Below are 19,691 nucleotides of genomic sequence, written 5' to 3' on the forward strand. Positions count from 1 at the left end.
GTCATGGAAAAACACAACGACACCCAAAGCGGCATTATATCTTGGTTCGCCCGAAATTCAGTCGCGGCAAACCTGTTGATGATTTTTATCATCATTATGGGTATTGCCAGCTATTTCACTATTCAGCGTCAAATGTTTCCCAACGTTGAAATTAACTATATCACTGTTGAAGCCAACTACCCGGGCGCATCGCCACAAGAAATTGAAGAAAGTATTTTCATCAAAGTCGAAGAAGCGGTTAAAGATGTCACCGAAATAAAACGCACGGTTTCTCGCGCATTTCGCGGCGGTGGTGCCGTTACGCTTGAAATTGACACAAAGGCAGAACTGACCGACGTACTCGATAAAGTCAAACTCAGAGTTGATAGTATTGCTACCTTCCCTGCCGGCATGGAGCCCGTGAACGTTTCGCAGGTTGAGTTTCAACAACAGGTAATTGAAATGCCTTTGGTTGGCGATTTACCGCTGAATGAACTCAAGGTGCTGGCAAAAGAAGTAGAAGACGAACTATTACAGTTGGGCACAATTTCACTGGTTGAAATATCAGCGCCTGACGATGAAATAGCGATTGAAATAAAGCCAGACACGTTGCGCAAGTATGGCTTAACTATTTCTGACATAACCCGTGCTATTAACAATTATTCTGCCAATATTTCGGCCGGCCAGCTACGCACCAACGCAGGTATCGTCTCGGTTCGGGTTGAAAATCAGTATTACAGTGGCGAAGAGTTTAGACAAATACCCATTAAGATTGGCACTGGCGGCGCTAAAGTTACCTTAGGCGATGTGGCCTACATTAACGACGGCTTTGTCGAGGGCGAACGTTACTTCAAATACAACGGTATGAACTCTATTTATATCGCGGTAAAAGCCACCAAAACACAAAACACTATTCCTGTGGCGGAAACGGTCAAAGCGTATATTGAACAGAAAAACAAAACACTTCCTCAAGGCGTGAGTTTAGAAGTTCTGGTAGACCTGACATATTATCTAAATGCGCGTTTAGATATGATGTTGTCCAACCTAGTACAGGGCTCCATTCTTGTTGCGCTTATGCTCACCCTGTTCTTGCGCTTTAGACTGGCAGTTTGGGTTATGGTCGGCTTACCTGTATGTTTCCTCGGCGCTATGATGCTCATGCCACTGTTTGGCGTGAGTATTAATATTCTATCTTTATTTGCCTTTATTATGGTACTGGGGATTGTGGTAGATGACGCTATCGTTATTGGTGAAAGCGCGTATACCGAAATAGAAACGAAAGGGGGTGGCGTCGACAATGTCATTCGCGGAGCAAAACGAGTAGCTACTCCAGCCACCTTCGGAGTACTCACTACCATTGCCGTGTTTGCACCATTTACCTTAAGTAGCGGACCTGAAGGCTCATTCTTTTATAACATCGCCGTGGTGGTTATTCTGTGCCTGGCATTTAGTCTTATTGAGTCAAAATTGATTTTGCCTGCGCACTTGGCACACACTAAGTTTTCACCTGTAAGACAAAACAGCTGGCGCGCGCGCTTTAACCGTAACTTTTTTGCCTTCGTCAATGGCCCATACAAGCGCACTGTTGAAAGAGCGATCGAATGGCGCTGGGCTGTGTTGATGATTTTTATCGCACTTTTGATGTTTAGCATGGGCCTGATCAATGCTAATTATGTACGAATGGTGCCTAATCCCAAAGTTCCTCACGATTTCCCCAGTGTGAAAATTGAGATGAATGAAAATGTCTCTGATATGACCACCATAAACGCGCTTAAAATCGTTGAACAAACCATTTTAAACGTAGAGCAGGACATTATTGAAGAGTTTGGTACAGGTATGATCCGTGACCGTCTTGCGTTTAACGAAGATAGAACGGAAGGCCGAATTCTAACGCCTCTGGTTCACGAGGATAAACGTCCCATCGACACCTTCGAATTAGCGCGTCGCTGGCGCGAAGCCATTCCTGAAATTACAGGTATGAAGTCGTTTACTGTCATTGACGATGTCAATGGTGATGGCGATGACGGTGAGTTTGGTTACCTGCTGTTTGGCCCTGATATTGATACGTTAAATGCGGCCGGCCTTAAATTTATTGAAATGCTACAGCAACAAGACGGCTTATTTGACGTTAGCTCAACCATTGATCCACCCAGTAAAGAAGTGCAAATGACCTTGCTACCCGTTGCTTACGATCTTGGCCTTACTCTGTCTGACATTGCCTCACAGGTCGGGGCTGGCTTCTACGGTGGTGAAGCACAACGCGTGATCAGAAATGGTGAAGAAGTACGCGTAATGGTGCGTTACCCTGAACTTACCCGTGAGCGATTTGCCGCCCTAAAATACTCGATGATCCAAACTCCCAATGGTGAGGAAGTGATGTTGGGGGATGTGGTGATCTTAGAAGAAAAGCCCGGGATCAGTTATATTCGCCGTGAAGGCGGTTACCGCAGTGTTTACATTTGGGGCAATATTGACGAAGAAAAAGTCGAACCCAACGCTGTAGTGGAAGAAATCCAAGAAAAATTGCTTCCGCAACTTAAGGAGATGTTCCCCTCTGTTATGACAGAACTAGGTGGTGATATCGAAGAGCAACAAGCTCAGCAAAACGAGCAAATCCTGTTCTTCTTAGCCGCCATGATCATGGTATACATTTTATTGGCCGTGCCCCTTAAGAGCTATGGTCAACCCATTATTATCATGTCTGTTATACCATTTAGCTTTACCGGCGCCGTCTTTGGCCACTTTGTTTTAGGCTTAGATCTGTCGATGATGTCAAACTTTGGGTTAATTGCTGCAGCAGGGGTAGTTATCAATGACTCATTGGTAATGACGGATTTCGTTAACCAACGACGCAGTCAGGGATACAGTGTAAAAGAGGCAGTTATTGAAGCCGGCACCGCGCGTTTTAGAGCAATTACCCTTACCTCAATAACTACATTTGTTGGGGTGCTGCCCATTATGTTTGAAACCAGCCTTCAGGCAGCGTTTGTAGTGCCCATGGCGGCGGCACTAGGATTCGCTGTATTATATGCCACAGTGGTCACGTTGATCCTAGTACCCTGTCTGTATTTGATATTGCTCGATTTACGAGGCCCTATCGTCTACTTAAAAAGAAAGATGCGACGCAAGAAATCAGTCCAGCGCAGCTCGGATGAGGTACCCATGACTAGTCATACCCCTCAAACAAGTGGCACAATCGACTAATGTAAAAAAGCGTCTCGTTAAACTGAAAAAATGAGCCTTTAATAGGCTCATTTTTTTGTGTTCGGGTAGAGCGCAATGAATTAAATAGGAAAGTAGCATGAGCAATTCAATCTCAATAAGACAAGCAACACCTGAAGATGTCACCCAAGTTCGACAGTTTATTCTGGAACTGGCCATATATGAAAAAGCCGAACACGAAATGGAGGCGACCGAAGAGGATTTGCGTCAAACCTTATTTGGTGAAGGTGCCACTGCACATTGTGTTATGTGTGAACTTGAGGGTAAGCCAATTGGTTTTGCCGTGTACTTTTTCAATTACTCGACCTGGCAAGGCAGAAACGGGCTTTATCTGGAAGATCTATACGTCTCCCCTGCTTCTCGAGGTTTAGGAGCAGGAAAAGCCCTGTTACAACATCTAGCAAAAACCGCTGTCGACAACAACTGTGGTCGCTTTGAGTGGAGTGTACTGGATTGGAATAAACCCGCCATCGACTTTTATGAATCGCTGGGTGCAAAGCCCAAAAGCGAGTGGATAGGTTATCGCATGGATGGTCAAACACTTATCGATTTTGCAAACACCGCTAATTAAAGGGCGCATGCCCTTTACGCACTCACCATACTCGCTGATTAACGATGTATATCACTGACTTGGTAACGGCTGAGGATAAGCGCCACAGTGTTTGAAGCGATTTTGCGTTTATCCTTGTCGCTTAAGCTTTCTTCAATTTTAAACAACTGAGGCCAAAAACATTGGCCTTTTACTAAACTGTCAATTTCATTCACAACTCGGTCAAGCTCATCAAAAGTGAGCTTTCCGTCCGCTTTTGCGTCTTTCAACCAACGGTGCATGGCGGTTTCTTGCGCTTTAAGTTGAGCTACCTCATCTTTTAACTTTTCTGGTTCGTAGAAGAAATGTCCAATCGCAACCCGTGCCAGGTCCAAATGAGACTCACTCACCATAAATTCGATATCTTGTAGGATCAGGTCTTTCAACTGTGTATCCAGCGCAATAGACGGATCGTATTTGGTATTAACGTTTAAAATTGCACGTTGCCACTGTTGGGTTACAAGGTGCATAACTAATTCTTCTTTGGTAGCAAAGTGATTGTACACCGTGCGCTTAGACACATTCGCCAACTCCGCCAATTTGTCCATGCTGGTACCATTCACTCCAAACTCTTGGAATGCCTGAGTAGCAGCCTGAATAATGGCTTCGCGCTTCACATCACTACGTGTACGTGTATTACCTGTCATAGAAAAATCTCAATGGGACTTACCCAGCATTTTACACTGAACAGTTTACTTTTCAAATTAAGCCAACTAAAATGCACTCATCAGTTTACTTTGGGCTATTTTTCGCCCAGATATGTATTTATTCCACACACCCTGACTATGGATCACATAAGACTATGTCCTTGATGCGATATTCTCACCTTTTGGTTATCAGCCTGTTATCAGTCACAGCACTTTCAGCATGTAGTAATGAAAAGTCTGCAACTCAGCAGGACGAGGCGTCTGCTCGCTACGTAAAATTGGCGACTGTCAGCAATATTCCAGATTTTGATGAGTTTACCTTTCCCGCCGTTGTTTCTGCGGTAAAAACCGTCGATTTGAGCTTTGAGGTATCTGGGCGTCTAGTACAAACCGACCTGGTAACGGGCAGTGATATTAACAAGGGTAAACTGTTAGCTACCATTGACAGAAAACCCTTTGAGCGAAGAGTTGATGAGTCTAAAACCCGTTTAGATCAAGCCAAGCGGGAATTAGACAGAATTGAAAAAATGTTTGCCCAGAAGCTGGTCGCACAAAGCGCATTAGACTCGGCTAAAACCTCCTACGAACTTGCCGTTATCGATTTAAAAAACGCTGAACAAGATTTAAGTTACACTCAGCTTTACGCGCCTTTTGACGCAAAAGTGTCTCAGCGACTCGTTGAAAACAACAGCTTTGTTGCGGCGGGTACGCCTATTGCGCGGCTTCAGGATGTGTCCAAAATCTACTTCAACATCAATGTGCCTGAACGCTTACTGACAGCGAATATTGGTCGCGGGATCAAGCAAGCCAGCGCAACATTAGCGACGAATCGAACACAATGGTATCCAGTTAATTACGTAGAACACTCGACTCAACCGGATCCCGTTTCACAAACCTACGAAGTGGTTTTTGCTATGGCGCCACGTGAAGATCTTCCCCTGACTCCGGGTGCGCGTGCTGTAGTCAAAGTCAGTCTTCAAGGCACTCTCTATCCTGAAGGGTTTGTCGTCCCCGTAAAAGCGTTAGTTGGCGATGACAATAACGGTTTCGCAGTATGGGTATTTAATGAGGACACCCAGACTGTCAGCCAGCATCGCATAACCGTCAAACACATTGAAAACGAACTGGCGATTGTTGAAGGTGATATTACTCTGGAACAACGCGTGGTGTCAGCTGGCGCTTCACAAATGCGTCCTGACATGAACGTGCTTCCCTATCAGGGAGAGAAGTAATTTATGGATATCGCACGCTATTCAATAGAAAAGCCCGTTAATATTTGGCTTATGGTGATAATACTGCTGTTGGGCGGTGTTCTCGCCATGTCTAAAATTGGGCGGTTAGAAGATCCCGCCTTCACCATTAAACAAGTTAAAGTCTATACCAAATACCCTGGTGCCAACGCCGAAAAGGTAGAACGAGAGATTACCGAACGCCTCGAAATTGCTATTCAACAGATGCCGCAATTAAAAGAAGTGACGTCAGTGTCCTCGCCAGGGCTTTCTGAAATAACTGTCGAAGTAAAAAGTACCTATGACAGCAAGGTATTACCACAGGTATGGGATGAGCTTCGCAAGCGCTTGCGAGACACCACCAGTTCGTTGCCATCCGGTGCACAAGACCCAGAGGTTTACGACGACTTTGGCGACGTATACGGCCTCTACTATGCATTGAGCGCACCTGATTTCGACACCCGTGAGCTGCGCGAGTTCGCACGCATTATTAGACGGGATTTGCTGACTACCGAAGGCGTAGCAAAGGTCAACGTGACAGGCGTGCAAAAAGAACAAATTGTAGCCTACATCAACCCGTATCAGCTCGCAGGGTTGGGAATATCTTTTCCCGATTTAGCCGCTCTTTTTGAAGACAACCTTCGTCCCTTTAATGGTGGCCGGGTTAAAGTCGATGAAAAAAATGTACGGTTAATCGTAGAGCGAGCCCCTGACAAACTCGAAGAAATATCGAACCTTTCGGTAGTGATCCCCGGCACCAATCGCTCCTTGAGAGTGGCCGACGTAGCCACCTTAAAGTTAGAGCCCGCAGACATTCAACCTGTGTTAGTGCGTTATAACGGTGAAGAAGCACTCACACTGAGTGTGTCAGCCTTAACGGATGTCAATATCGTTGATGTGGGTGAACGCGTAAACGCCAAAGTAGAAAAGCTTTTACAGCAACTTCCCTTGGGTATTACCCTCACCCCTATTTACGATCAGGCATCGGTAGTTGACGAATCGGTGGATGGTTTTATCAACAACCTCGTCATGTCAGTTGCGGTAGTAACCCTGACACTGTGTTTATTTATGGGGTGGCGTTCAGGCGTAGTGGTGGGTGCGGTGCTGTTGGTGACAGTATTAGGTACCATTCTTATTATGTGGCTGATGGATATTCAGTTGCAGCGTATCTCTCTTGGCGCCATGGTGATTGCAATGGGTATGTTGGTTGACAATGCCATTGTCGTAGCCGAAGGAATGATGCTACGCATGGCCACAGGCGCTACAGCTAAAGCATCAGCGAGTTTTATTGTGAAACGCACGCAATGGCCGTTGTTGGGTGCGACTGTCATCGGTATTGCCGCATTTTCAGGTATTGGGCTCTCCAACGATGCCACCGGTGAATTTCTCTATTCTCTGTTTGCCGTCGTACTGGTGTCGTTGATGATAAGTTGGGTGCTTGCAGTCACCTTAGTACCCGTGCTGGGTGCGCACTTTTATCGAAAAGGCATGAACCAATCTGACAGTAAAGGTCCTTCTGCGTCACAGCGTTGGTTTAAAAAAGTGTTATTCGCATCATTAAAACTGCGATGGGTAACTATCGGCGCCTTGTTGGTCATTACCACAGTCGCTTACGGCAGTTTTGGTATGGTAAAACAAGGTTTCTTTCCTCCATCAAATGCCCCGTTGTTCTTTGTGCACTATTGGGGGCCTCAAGACAGGGATATTCGCGCCACTGAAACCATAGTCAAACAAGCTGAACAACGCATATTGGCGATGGAAAATGTAAGTGCTGTAACAACGTTCATCGGTCAAGGTGCTGACCGCTTCACGTTGACGTATGCGCCTAAAAGCGCCAACGAAAACTATGCATTTTTCATGGTTCGCGCGAAAAGCTTAGACGCTATACCCACTATCCAAACTGAACTTGAAAGCAAGCTTACCGACCTTGATCTAGATGCTAACTTTTATCTGGAGCGCATGCAGTTTGGCCCTGGCTCAGGCGCCAAATTAGAAGCTCGCTTCTCTGGCCCCGATACCGAAGTATTACGTCAATTGGCCGAACATGCTAAACACCTGCTGCTGGATGATGGTCACGTGATTGACGTGCGCCACAACTGGCGAGAAAAGGGGTTTGCCATAAACACCCAGTTTGACAATTACAATGCCGGTATTGCAGGCGTCTCCCACTCTGACTTCAGTCAAACGGTTCAGTACGCAAGCAGTGGTGTGCAGCTTGGCACAGTACAAGACGGTGATTATGCCTATCGCATTATCGCCAAAATGGGAAAGGCTGAAGACACTGAACTTCAATCTATCCGCGAGTCTCAGGTATGGTCTTCGCAGCAACGTCAATATATCCCTTTCACTCAGGTCTCGCAGGGACTTGAGTTAATGACAGAAGAGATGCGTATTCATCGTCGTGACAGGGTGCGTACTATCACCGTTGAAGCTGAGCCAGGTGAAAATGAAACTGCAGCAAAATCACTGGAAAGGATCCGCCCGCTGATTGAAGGGATCGCGCTACCTGCTGGATATGAGCTTCAATGGGGAGGAGAGTATGAAAGCTCTCGTGAAGCCCAGCAAGCACTTGGCGCAGGGTTGCCTGCAGGCTTTTTGGTAATGTTCATTATTTCTGTATTGCTATTTGGTCACGCCCGCCAGCCCCTCATTATATGGCTGGTCGTCCCCATGGCTATTGTCGGTGTTGTTACAGGCCTTCTGGCTACTGATATGCCCTTTGGCTTTATGTCACTACTTGGATTTCTGAGTTTGTTTGGCATGTTGATTAAAAACGCTATCGTACTTATTGAAGAGATTGATCTTCAGATTGAAGAAGGATTGTCTGTTCGCAAAGCAATCATAGAAGCAACGTTAAGCCGGGTTCGTCCCGTGGCACTAGCAGCAGTAACCACGATATTGGGTATGGCGCCATTGTTGTTTGATGCATTTTTTGCCGATATGGCGGTAACAATTATGGGCGGATTAGCATTTGCTACTGTACTAACACTTATTGCGGTTCCTGTTTTATACAGCCTGCTGTTCAAAGTCAGTTACCGCAACTTGTAACGCCTGCCCTATACCCACGTACGCTCGTGAAATTTACGCGAGTACGTGGGTAATTCTATTAGCCAACATTAAAAAGCTGTCTAAACATGCTTTATAACTTACCTAGCGCGTATTTAACGTCGTTGTATACCTAGCGCTTTGACTCTACCCGTTGCTGCATGAACTTCATGATGTCACGCCACGAAACTATCCCTATCGCGTGTTTATTTTCATCGACAATGGGAATACAGGATATTTTATGACGGTTAAAAAGTTCGATAGCGGTATAGATAGAGGCGTCGGGATGCAGTGAAATAACATCGCGAGTCATGATCTGGTGCGCTTTTTTGTCCAATGTCGCACGGTCTAAATTGCGTTCGCTGACGGTATCGACAAAGGGAGAAACGGCTTTCATTAAATCGCGATCTGAAATGATACCTTGCAATTTGTGGTTATGAACCACAATTAAATGATGAAAACCAGTTGCAGAAAAAAGCTCCCGAAGGGATTGTAAGCTGTCGTCCATATGCACACTTACTACCCGTTTAGTCATTATATTAGATACACTCATACGTCTCTCTTAGCGTCGACTTTCTTATAACAGCAACTTTATCACTTGTTTATCTGGGCATTAACCACTACTGCACCGATAACCAAATATTGATGATACCGCAGAGCATTAACTAATGCCCAACGCGTATATGCGCTATAGCGTGCCCCCTGTTTATCACTAACCTCAGTTAAAGGTGTCGGATAAGTTATTTCTATACGGTGAATAGCTACTTAAGTGGTATGCCCAACATTCGCTTTAAAGTGCCATCTTTATCAATAATATGGTGCTTTACGGCGCCACATACGTGCAGTAATAACGCTGCAATAACAGTGTATCCCAAATATAGATGGATGGTGCCCCCCACCTTTGACCATTCAAAATTAATAGGCAAGGTTTTTTCGGGATCATCAACACTGTAGTTGGGGGCAAAAACCTCCCACCCAAATACCGATAGCCCGTGCCCACCCAAAACAGAGGCCATTAATCCCGATACCGGCATGAGTAATGTGGCGCTGATTAACACCCAATGAGTGAATAGCGCCAGGTTGTGTTCTATTTTGCTGTATTGTGACACTGGCGTGGGCCATCCGTTTACCATACGCCAGAAAACCCGTGCCAAAGCAACAAACAGCAACACAAAACCCATTGATTTGTGCCAAGGATATAACGTGAACACGCCATTCTCTGTCATGTAGATCCCTGTCGCAAGCAAACCAATGACGGTCAGTGCAATAATCCAGTGTAAGTACAATGTGGTGTTAGAAAACCTATGTGTTGTGTCTCGCTGCATGAGTTGCTATCCATATTTAAAATTATTATTAACTCGGTCGTGTACTTTTCTTTTTGGCCGTTGTGGTTTGCTCAGTATTAAGGTCGCTGCCGCAACTGCGCTATTGCCGTTAATTAACTGAAAAAATTTATTATTCATCTATAGACCTAAAATGGCCAGCAATTAAGCTGACCATGCAGCCTGCTTTTACGGGAAGATTAACTGCCAAATTTAACGCTGCCAAAATCGCAGTTGTTTAATTTCGCTAACAAAATCTTTGTGACTGCTAGACGACAAGTTTATCCAGCCATCATCGATGCCATCAGCCAACCCTGTACCTACAATTAAGGGCATTGCTTCCTCGACATAGCCGATAAACTTATTGTGCGCGTGAGCATCAGACACAAAGTCCCGTGCCGCAGGCATTTTGGCAAGGGCTTTTGCGCCTTTTTCTGTCACCAGTAACGCCACTGCATCGTAGAGAACAGAAGGACCGCCATCCACTTTTTGATCCGCTTCCACCACTTCGCCTGAGGCGACTTCAACGCCACCAATTGTTGGCGCAATAAGCTCAACCATCCCACCGGCCGATTTTACTGCGTTGCTCAGTTTATCTAACGCGCTTTTATCTATTCCGTCAGACACTAAAATTCCCAATTTACGCCCCTTGAACGACTCTGGGGCATTTTTCAAAATACTCAACGGATCTGAGGGGGCAAGGTCATCCCGTGTTGGCATCGCGGCTTCCGCTGGCTTAGGCATTGTCTTAATGCCCAATGCCTCTGCAACCTCTTTAGCTAACTGTTTGTCAACGTTCAATAAATGGGACACCACGCGTTCGCGAATTTTAAGGTGTTCAACCTTCGACAATTCAAACGCAAATGCATCACGAATGTGCTGCTTTTCAACATCGGTTTGACTGATATAAAATTGACGAGCCTGACTATAGTGGTCAGCGAACGTTTCAGAGCGATAACGCAGTTTGCTCCCTTCCACTTCCTCGTTGTGTGATCTAAATCCCGTTTCGGGGCATTCTCTGGGGTTGTGCTCATCTGCTTCCCAGGAATTGGGTTCGTAATTCACCCTGCCTTTAGGGTTGTGCATGGCCATGTGGCCATCTTGCTGGAAATGACGCATTGGGCACTTAGGCGCATTAATAGGAAGGTGGGTAAAGTTAGTACTACCTAAACGCTTAAGCTGAGTATCTAAATACGAGAAGTTTCGCCCTTGCAGCAATGGATCGTTAGTAAAATCGATACCCGGGACGATATTTTGCGTACAAAACGCGACTTGTTCGGTTTCGGCAAAGAAATTATCTACCACTCTGTCCAATACCATTTTACCGACAATTTTCACTGGTACTTGCTCTTCAGGGATAAGTTTAGTGGCATCGAATACGTCAAATTCGAATTGGTCTACAAACGCCTGGTCGAAAACCTGAACGCCCAATTCCCATTCTGGATAATCGCCCGATTGGATTGCATTCCATAAGTCCCGGCGGTGAAAATCCGGATCCGCACCATTTATCTTCAGTGCTTCATTCCATACCACCGATTGCATTCCCTGTTTTGGTTTCCAATGGAATTTGACGTACTTCATTTCACCATTGGCATTAACAAACTTAAAGGTATGTACACCAAATCCTTCCATAAATCGAAGTGAACGGGGAATGGCGCGGTCTGACATCGCCCACATCAACATATGAGTGGATTCAGGTGATAAACTCGCAAAATCCCAAAAGTTATCGTGTGCAGTCTGGGCTTGTGGAAACCCTCTGTCTGGCTCTTGCTTGGCAGAATGAATGAGATCGGGGAATTTAATCGCATCTTGAATGAAGAAAACCGGGATATTATTTCCCACTAAGTCCCAGTTTCCCTGTTGCGTGTAAAATTTTACCGCAAACCCGCGTACATCTCTGGCAAGGTCTGGTGAGCCTTGATTACCTGCCACGGTGGAAAACCGCACGAATACGGGCGTTTTCTCTCCTTTGCGTTGGAAGATATCAGCACAGGTCAGATCGCTTAAGCTTTCATAGGTTTCAAAATAACCATGAGCACCAACCCCTCTGGCGTGCACTACCCTTTCTGGAATGCGTTCGTGATCAAAGTGAAAGATCTTCTCTCGCATTACGTGATCTTCTAACAAGCTGGGCCCTCGTGCGCCAGCCTTTAGGGTGTTTTGATCATCGTGTACCGGACAGCCCTGCGCTGTAGTCATCACAGGATGACCTTGCTTGCTGGTTTGATGCATCTCGCCACCGGTTCCCTGCTTTCCTTCAAATTTAAATGATTCAGCCATGATTTATCCCTTTGCTCTTTGACTTTTGTGAAACGACACGCCTTTTCTAAGGTGCGGTTTATTGCTTAAGCAAAGATAAATCCATAATATTTTATTATTAATTTTCAATAAATTAAAACCTCCTCCACGAATAACTCTCAATGGGTTGCATAACAATTACATTCAAAATGAAATTGTTACAACGCCAGTAGTTGTCATATTCAGTGTGTAAACGCACAGTGAACAGACAAAAGCGCTGCGACTCGTGTTGAAAAAATACTTATATCCACAAAATAATATTTATAAAAACCTCCTAGCCAGCGTGTGAAATAAACCTTAGACTGCGAAAAAATAAATATAAAAACGACAGGTAAAATGCGGGTTACCGTTTTTCGTGTTTCACGCTTGAATAATCGCTGTGCACCACGCCAGCGATACGGTATTTATTATTTTAGCAACAAGGGTTCTCGGGTTAATGTCACAACAAAAAGTAGGTTTAGTAGGCTGGCGCGGCATGGTCGGCTCAGTGTTAATGCAGCGCATGCAAGAAGAGCAGGATTTTGCGCATATTGAGCCCACCTTTTTCACTACCTCTCAAAGAGGCAGTGCAGCACCGGATTTTTCAGGAAAAGATGCAGGTGTATTAGAGGATGCCTACGAAATAAAGGTACTTGCTAAACAGGATATTATTATTACCTGCCAAGGCGGCGACTACACCAAAGCGGTGTATGATGATTTGCGTGCCACTGGCTGGCAAGGTTATTGGATAGATGCAGCTTCTGCTCTTCGCATGAAAGAAGATGCCGTTATCATATTAGACCCAGTCAATCGCAAAGAAATCGATGCCGGTATTGCCAAAGGAGTGCGTACCTATGTAGGCGGCAACTGTACCGTGTCGTTGATGTTACTTGCACTAGGCGGCTTATTTGAAAACGACTTGGTAGAATGGGCTTCTCCGATGACTTATCAAGCAGCCTCAGGCTCGGGGGCTCAGCACATGCGTGAGTTAATCAGTCAAATGGGCGCCATACACGCCAACGTCAAGGATAAAGTTGACGATCCGGCTTCGGCAATTCTCGACATAGATAAACAAGTTTCGGCTTTTATCAGAAGTAATGCGTATCCAACTGAACAATTCGGCGTGCCATTAGCTGGTAGTCTTATTCCCTATATCGATTCTCAGTTGGCTTCTGGACAAAGCCGCGAAGAATGGAAAGCACAAGCGGAAGCAAACAAGATTTTAGGTAATACAGGCACTGAAATCCCCATTGACGGGATATGTGTACGGGTTGGTGCAATGCGTTGTCACAGCCAAGCTATTACGTTAAAGCTTAAGAAAGATTTACCTGTTAAAGAGATTGAGCAGTTGCTTGCGACGCATAACGAATGGGTTAAGGTGATACCGAATGATCGGGAAGTGACTATGCAAGAACTCACACCTGCGAAAGTAACCGGTACGCTGTCTATTCCAGTAGGCCGTATTCGCAAATTAAATATGGGTCCAGAATTCATTTCTGCCTTTACGGTAGGTGATCAGCTGCTGTGGGGCGCTGCCGAACCCCTTCGCAGAATGCTGAGAATTGTTTTAGAACAACAATAAGACATTTGCAATAGCCCTCGTATAAAGCGCCTCTCTCGATGTGAGGCGCTAATTTATGCTCTTTTGTGCCAGGGCTATTGTTAGTCCTAAATAGACTCAGACCATACCGCTAGCTCATTCCCACCCGGCTCTACGAAGTGAAAACGACACCCACCAGGAAAGTTAAACAACGGTTTGCAGATAGCGCCTCCGGCCTGTTCGATTTCACGTTGAGTTTGTTTAATATCGGAGGAATAAAACACCAATAAGGGGGCACCACGTTGTGCTTGCGACACGCGCTGCGCACTAAACAGGCCACCTTCTAGGCCAGCCTTGGTAAACGCGCTATACGCTTCCCCGTAATCCGTAAACTCCCAACCGAAAACTTCAGAGAAAAAAGCCTTTGAGCGTTGAATGTTCAGCGTAGCAAACTCAACGTAGTTAAGTTGTGGTTTTGCGTTCATAGGGGCAGGCCTCCATTTATTTTGTTTCCTATACTATCCAAATTTTTTATATTTCTCGTGAGTGTTGTCGATAATCAAATCCACAAAAACGAATCTAACTTTAATTGAGTAAATAACCACCGTAAAAATATTGATGGGTAAAGCCTCTAGTCGCTCTTTAAAGCAAAAAATTAGACTAATTTACAAATTAGTAATCACGCTTTATCGATTACTATTTGGTAATGCTATATTAGTTGGAGTTACCCTTTGCCTCGCTCTTTTAAAGTTGTATTACTCTTATGTTTACTTTTGGTATTGCCAGGCAAAGCACTGTTTGCGTTTGAATTAGCAGAATTAAAACAACTCGAAGCCAATGTCGCGGCGCAATCCCCAATGCCTATCGGTGATGCTATAAAACGGCTCGAACAGTGGTTGCATTCTGACGAGCTGACCCTCACTGAAAAAACACATGTAGGTGCATTATATGTTAAGTATCAACTTGCTATTCACCAGCGACCTGATGAGGAAATTTTTTCATTACTATTACAGCTTGAAAATAACTCGCCCGAAGGCATTATGGTATCAATAGGTATTGCGCGCATGCATGGTATAAGCGGGCACTATAAAAAGTCCTACGCCTATTTTGACAGAGCCATAGCCACACCGTCTATTCCCCCCGCAATTAAAGCTTTTGGCATTATATATCAGATACTCACATACAGTGAGGCGCAGGTCTTTGCCCCAAATGCCGACCTGATTAATACATTAAACTCAATTCTTGTTGAAAACGAACTGCACGATCTGAAACCGCTATACAACGCTATTGTTGCAGACTATTACCAATCTATTAGCGCTTATGATATTGCGCTTGAGTATTACGAAGAATCACTGCTTGGCGCACAACAAGCTAAGCAAACAATTTTAGTCAGTGAAAACCTTTATGCTATCGGTATTTTGTATCGCAACACAGGCGAGTTTGACAATGCTATCCTGTATTTTAAACGCGCTATTGACTACGATAAAAACATCGATATCAATTACTCAGAATACCTTGCGACTTACGGACTAGCCACCACATATTTTCGAGCTAAGCGTCATAGTGAAGCGTTAACACTCGCAGAACAAGTGATAAATCATCCGCTTACCTCTTCGTTTTATGACAGTGAGATTTACCGTTTAAAAGCTGAAGCCCACCTCGCGCTTGATCAATTACCAGAAGCAAAATTCGCCTTAAATAAGGCAAGGCAGCTATATGATGATACTCGTAAAGATGAGCAAACTACCTGGCGCGCTCAACTTGAGCAAACCGCTTCTTTGATAACTGCTGCTGAGGGTGACTACAAATTAGCGTTTGAACAATATGAAAAATTTCATCTTGAATATATAAATGCAAAAAAATATGAAGACTTAGAATTAATTGAAAGTGCCAGCCTTATTCAAGAAATTGAAGAAGAAAAAGAAAGGGCCAAACAATTGGAAGAGGAAAATCGAACATTTGAGGAAGCCCTAATTCTCAAAAGCAAAGCGCAGCGTACTCAAGCGTTATTCTCAAAATTATTAATAGTACTGGTTACATTAACGCTAATAACGCTAGTTATATTGCTTTTACTATTAAAAAAATCACGAGAAGCGAATAGGTTATATAGAACCGGCAAAGAAAAGGCAGAGTTACACAATCGATTAAAATCAGAATTTATTTCAAACATAAGTCATGAACTTAGAACCCCTCTTAATGCCATTATTGGATTTGGTGAAATACTAAACAGAAAATACCCCGATACAGAAGCCCAACAGTTTTCCCAAAAGATTGTCAACGCTTCAGAAATGTTACTTCAACTGATTAACGACTTACTCGACTTTTCGAAGATTGAAGCTGGTAAATTAACCCTATCTACTAAACCTAATAATATTCATAAATGCATAAATACACTGTCTGACATTTTTTCAGACCAAGCCCAAAATAAAGGGCTGGTTGTAAAATTGATTATCGATGAAGCATTAAATAAAGACTTGATGTTCGACGAGTTACGCCTCAAACAAGTATTTGCAAACTTAATCAGTAATGCGATTAAATTTTCTTCAAAGGGTACAGTTGAAGTAGGAGTAAGTATTGCTAACAGGGTTAACAACACTTATCACTTACATTGTTGGGTAAAGGATGAAGGGATAGGTATATCGAAAGAAAACCAAAAAAAGTTATTTACTCCATTTACCCAAGCGGAGAGCTCTATTGCACGCACTTACGGTGGGACAGGTTTAGGTCTTAATATCAGTAATAACCTACTAAAACTCATGGACTCTTCTCTTCAATTAGATAGCCAACTGGGTCAAGGCTGTACATTTTCCTTTGACGTAACTTTTTCCGCAGCTGAGTCTATTACCGAATATTCCCCTGTAACACAAAGTATAGAAGCAGGCTTCTCCAAGCAGCGAGTTTTGCTTGCTGAAGACAACGCTATAAATGTTGAAGTAATAAAAGCGCTGCTAGCAGATTGCAATTTAATTATTGTACATTGTTCAAATGGACAACAAGCCATAGATGCCATGCGCGCCCACAAATTTGATGTTATTTTGATGGACGTTCAAATGCCAGAGGTTGATGGACTAAGCGCAACCCGAGTTATTCGCCGTGAACTCAAGTCATCTATACCTATTATAGCGTTAACCGCGAACGCCATGCAGCAAGATATAAACGAATGCCTTGCTGCCGGTATGAATTCACACGTATCAAAACCTATCGATAAAACACGCCTTATAGAGCAACTTAGACATTATTTAATAGCGCCAAATAACAAAATAACCGCCGGTGAGGCCAAATAAGAAGTCTCATTCTTACTGGTTACACTTTCGTTAATCTGACTAAAGTGCACTGTTCTTTACTAAGGTAAAAGTTGATTGGCTGCAAGATTCGGGCCGCCTCTGTTTTCAGCTTCAGCCGCTTTCACTAATGATACCAAATGGTTGTTAACCGGAGTTTTTACGTGATATTGCTTACCCAACCTAACAATTTCCCCGTTTAAAAAATCGATTTCAGTACGCCTACCTAACATGAGATCTTCATACATTGACGAGCGCGCTTGTGGGTCTATTTTTAATGTTGAAGCCGCGACAATATTAAACAAAAAATTGGGTAATAACATAATTATAGGCATCAGCTTAGGGATAACTTTTCCCGTTCTAACCGGCTTAATACCCGCGGCAGAAAATACCGCGAGGGCTTCGCTTAACACTTTAGCCATGACGAGTCGGTATTGACGGTTTCCTAGTTGAGCCTTCAAAGGCAACCCTGACAACGCGTTAACCGCATTGTTCAAATTCATGATGAGCTTGGCGTATTGTACACCAGTAAGATCCTGATAAATCGAGACAGGTAGTGAAGCTTTACTCAGTAGGTGAACCAATGGTTGGCAACGGCCATTTGGATCTTCAATGGCGATATCGCCTTCAGTGCCACAGTGGAAATGCCCTTTCCCTTGATAAAAGACATTAAAAGGCACCATGCCTTTGATCACCGGTTGAGTCAGTAATTGACTGAGCGTTTGGGCGTTACTGACGCCGTTTTGCAAGCTAACAATAGTTGCAGTGGGGTTTGCAAACTGCTTTATTACCGCAGCAGCGTGTGCCGTATCCTGGCTTTTTACGCAAAGTAAAATAAAGTCAGCATCGGTAAGACTGTGGTGGTCCGTTCTATATTGAATTAATTCATGCGCTATGTGCTGAGAGCGCCCCTTGAAGTCGGTGACAGTGATCCCATTAGTCTGGATATCATGTTGTAGTCGTTCGCGACCTATTAGCGTTATCTGAACCGTGCTGTCACCCTGTCGCATGACACTTAACATGCACCCTGCCACAAAACACCCTATACTTCCCGCCCCGAGCACTGCGATTTTCGTCATAAGCATTTCACTACTAACTAGTTCTTATTTTGTTAGTAGATTGCGCGTAAACACACACAAAGTAAACTGTTAACACTTTGAACAATTACACTTGTGCTTGATAAATGGTGAAAGCGATAAAGCGCGCTTACTGAATACGTCGCTTTTTGAAAGGACGTTTAACGACATATAAGAAAAATACAAGCGCAAATAAAGTATTGAAGGAAGGCGCGGGTACCACCAGCCCTAAAATTCTACCATCAGACAGACGCACTACGTAACCAATATCGGCAAATGACGCTAAACTGATGTCACTGACAAAGGTATTGGCATCTAAAAAACCGGTAAGTAACTCACCGGTATTATTAATAAAACCTTCATCCCAATGCGCGTTTGCCGTACCAGCGCCGCCATCTAGTTCTACCGGTACGAACGTAGCATTAGAATCAAATAGCTCGCGGTAAAGCTGTAAGGCATACGAACCGGTATACTCACCTGTGCCTGATATGTAGACATTTTGAAGGCCACTAAGGGAAAACTGATTTGTATTCCACAGCGTACCAAAACCAATAACATGAGCCATTTCATGAAGTATTATGTCGAGCTTGGTAGATTGACTAAATCTACCTATGTCAGCGATATCAAAGCGCATTAACCCTTCTATGGCATATAGAAAACGACTTGCGATCACGCCAGTAGTATTGGTTGCCTGCCCCAGTGTATTACCAACCCCATCTATTGCTGGTGTGGAGGCATCGATATTCAATATCACGTCAATATTGTCTTGTGTGCCAATCAAAGCAGATTCCCAGAAATCGATAGCCTGTTCAAATAAGGGGGAAACAGAAGGGTCAATGGAGGCGGTACTCGTTATATTAATCGAAAAGGTACCTGCATGGGCTTTAGTTGTTATAGCAAGGGCAATTATTGCCAGCAACATCTTCAACATCATTATTCTCGGCAAACGGGCTAAGTTATACTTGCAATCTTGAGCGAAGTAATACACGCATGTACACAGTCGTTCTATTGTTATGGCATATATTACTTACAATGCAAAACACTTTGTTTCACCAGCATATGTTGTTTTTAAAAAGTGCGTATTAGAACAACCCATCTCTATGGCAAAACTTTATTGCAAAATAATCAGTTTGCAAAAATCAGGCCTTTTAAAAATTATATGTTTTTCATACTGATAGAGAACTATCTTACGCTGTTGTAAAGAAATGCGACAAAAGAGTTGTTGAAGTGACTGTCAATGGTGCTTGCTATCTATGCTACGTCTTCAAATATAAAAAAACCCGCTAGTCAGCGGGCTTCTTTTATATTGGCGGAGAGAGAGGGATTCGAACCCTCGATACGCTATAAACGTATACACACTTTCCAGGCGTGCGCCTTCAGCCACTCAGCCATCTCTCCAAATTGTTGTTACTGCTAATGCCATCAGCGATAACGAAAGGGGTTTAAGGTTTAACCTCAAGCGCGCGTATAGTAGGTAAAGCGGC

13 protein-coding genes and 1 tRNA gene are annotated in these 19,691 nt (G+C 44.0%); 6 read left to right on the forward strand and 8 right to left on the reverse strand.

Annotated elements, in window-relative coordinates:
* Positions 1-3 precede the first annotated feature (3 nt).
* Both ACMCM8_RS10405 and ACMCM8_RS10410 read left to right on the forward strand, forming a co-directional pair.
* The gene (locus ACMCM8_RS10405; protein WP_412722565.1) at positions 4-3,183 is read left to right on the forward strand and encodes an efflux RND transporter permease subunit; all 3,180 of its coding nucleotides are present in this window, start codon (positions 4-6) and stop codon (positions 3,181-3,183) included.
* 97 nt (positions 3,184-3,280) lie between these two features.
* Positions 3,281-3,772: a GNAT family N-acetyltransferase gene (locus ACMCM8_RS10410; protein ID WP_412722566.1), complete on the forward strand. Its 492-nt coding sequence runs from the start codon at positions 3,281-3,283 to the stop codon at positions 3,770-3,772.
* A 38-nt stretch (positions 3,773-3,810) separates the two neighbouring features.
* On the opposite strand, the gene ACMCM8_RS10415 is transcribed toward ACMCM8_RS10410, so the two are convergent.
* The gene (locus ACMCM8_RS10415) at positions 3,811-4,437 is read right to left on the reverse strand and encodes a TetR/AcrR family transcriptional regulator (RefSeq protein ID WP_412722567.1); all 627 of its coding nucleotides are present in this window, start codon (positions 4,435-4,437) and stop codon (positions 3,811-3,813) included.
* Between the two features lie 155 nt (positions 4,438-4,592).
* On the opposite strand from ACMCM8_RS10415, the gene ACMCM8_RS10420 reads away from it, so the two are divergent.
* Positions 4,593-5,669: an efflux RND transporter periplasmic adaptor subunit gene (locus tag ACMCM8_RS10420; protein WP_412722568.1), complete on the forward strand. Its 1,077-nt coding sequence runs from the start codon at positions 4,593-4,595 to the stop codon at positions 5,667-5,669.
* 3 nt (positions 5,670-5,672) lie between these two features.
* A complete protein-coding gene (locus tag ACMCM8_RS10425) occupies positions 5,673-8,714 on the forward strand; it encodes an efflux RND transporter permease subunit (RefSeq protein WP_412722569.1) in 3,042 nt (1,013 codons plus the stop codon).
* A gap of 130 nt (positions 8,715-8,844) precedes the next feature.
* On the opposite strand, the gene ACMCM8_RS10430 is transcribed toward ACMCM8_RS10425, so the two are convergent.
* The 3 genes from ACMCM8_RS10430 to ACMCM8_RS10440 all read right to left on the reverse strand — a co-directional run bounded on the left by ACMCM8_RS10430 (position 8,845) and on the right by ACMCM8_RS10440 (position 12,313).
* A complete protein-coding gene (locus ACMCM8_RS10430; RefSeq protein WP_412722570.1) occupies positions 8,845-9,264 on the reverse strand; it encodes a CBS domain-containing protein in 420 nt (139 codons plus the stop codon).
* 208 nt (positions 9,265-9,472) lie between these two features.
* Positions 9,473-10,036, reverse strand: coding sequence for a cytochrome b (locus ACMCM8_RS10435; protein ID WP_412722571.1), 564 nt, complete (start codon positions 10,034-10,036; stop codon positions 9,473-9,475).
* 210 nt (positions 10,037-10,246) lie between these two features.
* A complete protein-coding gene (locus ACMCM8_RS10440) occupies positions 10,247-12,313 on the reverse strand; it encodes a catalase (RefSeq protein ID WP_412722572.1) in 2,067 nt (688 codons plus the stop codon).
* 454 nt (positions 12,314-12,767) lie between these two features.
* Between ACMCM8_RS10440 and asd the strand changes: the two genes are divergently transcribed.
* A complete protein-coding gene (gene asd, locus ACMCM8_RS10445) occupies positions 12,768-13,892 on the forward strand; it encodes an aspartate-semialdehyde dehydrogenase (protein WP_412722573.1) in 1,125 nt (374 codons plus the stop codon).
* A gap of 86 nt (positions 13,893-13,978) precedes the next feature.
* On the opposite strand, the gene ACMCM8_RS10450 is transcribed toward asd, so the two are convergent.
* Positions 13,979-14,335, reverse strand: coding sequence for a VOC family protein (locus ACMCM8_RS10450; RefSeq protein ID WP_412722574.1), 357 nt, complete (start codon positions 14,333-14,335; stop codon positions 13,979-13,981).
* A 246-nt stretch (positions 14,336-14,581) separates the two neighbouring features.
* Between ACMCM8_RS10450 and ACMCM8_RS10455 the strand changes: the two genes are divergently transcribed.
* Complete coding sequence (locus ACMCM8_RS10455; protein ID WP_412722575.1) at positions 14,582-17,134, forward strand: hybrid sensor histidine kinase/response regulator; 2,553 nt, start codon at positions 14,582-14,584, stop codon at positions 17,132-17,134.
* A gap of 59 nt (positions 17,135-17,193) precedes the next feature.
* Here ACMCM8_RS10455 and ACMCM8_RS10460 read toward each other — a convergent pair whose 3' ends face one another.
* From ACMCM8_RS10460 to ACMCM8_RS10470, 3 genes are all read right to left on the reverse strand, one after another.
* Positions 17,194-18,210, reverse strand: coding sequence for a 2-dehydropantoate 2-reductase (locus ACMCM8_RS10460; protein WP_412722576.1), 1,017 nt, complete (start codon positions 18,208-18,210; stop codon positions 17,194-17,196).
* 127 nt (positions 18,211-18,337) lie between these two features.
* Complete coding sequence (locus ACMCM8_RS10465) at positions 18,338-19,129, reverse strand: leishmanolysin-related zinc metalloendopeptidase (RefSeq protein ID WP_412722577.1); 792 nt, start codon at positions 19,127-19,129, stop codon at positions 18,338-18,340.
* A 385-nt stretch (positions 19,130-19,514) separates the two neighbouring features.
* Positions 19,515-19,605, reverse strand: a tRNA-Ser gene (locus tag ACMCM8_RS10470).
* Between the last annotated feature and the right edge of the window lie 86 nt (positions 19,606-19,691).

The sequence above is a fragment of the Alteromonas sp. D210916BOD_24 genome (assembly GCF_047159385.1).
GTDB lineage: Bacteria > Pseudomonadota > Gammaproteobacteria > Enterobacterales > Alteromonadaceae > Alteromonas.

Excerpts from the sequence above, each read along its gene's own strand:
- ACMCM8_RS10405 (WP_412722565.1), top strand. The coding sequence starts at position 4 with ATGGAAAAACACAACGACACCCAAAGCGGCATTATATCTTGGTTCGCC.
- ACMCM8_RS10410 (WP_412722566.1), top strand. The coding sequence starts at position 3,281 with ATGAGCAATTCAATCTCAATAAGACAAGCAACACCTGAAGATGTCACC.
- ACMCM8_RS10415 (WP_412722567.1), bottom strand. The coding sequence starts at position 4,437 with ATGACAGGTAATACACGTACACGTAGTGATGTGAAGCGCGAAGCCATT.
- ACMCM8_RS10420 (WP_412722568.1), top strand. The coding sequence starts at position 4,593 with ATGTCCTTGATGCGATATTCTCACCTTTTGGTTATCAGCCTGTTATCA.
- ACMCM8_RS10425 (WP_412722569.1), top strand. The coding sequence starts at position 5,673 with ATGGATATCGCACGCTATTCAATAGAAAAGCCCGTTAATATTTGGCTT.
- ACMCM8_RS10430 (WP_412722570.1), bottom strand. The coding sequence starts at position 9,264 with ATGAGTGTATCTAATATAATGACTAAACGGGTAGTAAGTGTGCATATG.
- ACMCM8_RS10435 (WP_412722571.1), bottom strand. The coding sequence starts at position 10,036 with ATGCAGCGAGACACAACACATAGGTTTTCTAACACCACATTGTACTTA.
- ACMCM8_RS10440 (WP_412722572.1), bottom strand. The coding sequence starts at position 12,313 with ATGGCTGAATCATTTAAATTTGAAGGAAAGCAGGGAACCGGTGGCGAG.
- asd (WP_412722573.1), top strand. The coding sequence starts at position 12,768 with ATGTCACAACAAAAAGTAGGTTTAGTAGGCTGGCGCGGCATGGTCGGC.
- ACMCM8_RS10450 (WP_412722574.1), bottom strand. The coding sequence starts at position 14,335 with ATGAACGCAAAACCACAACTTAACTACGTTGAGTTTGCTACGCTGAAC.
- ACMCM8_RS10460 (WP_412722576.1), bottom strand. The coding sequence starts at position 18,210 with ATGACGAAAATCGCAGTGCTCGGGGCGGGAAGTATAGGGTGTTTTGTG.
- ACMCM8_RS10465 (WP_412722577.1), bottom strand. The coding sequence starts at position 19,129 with ATGTTGCTGGCAATAATTGCCCTTGCTATAACAACTAAAGCCCATGCA.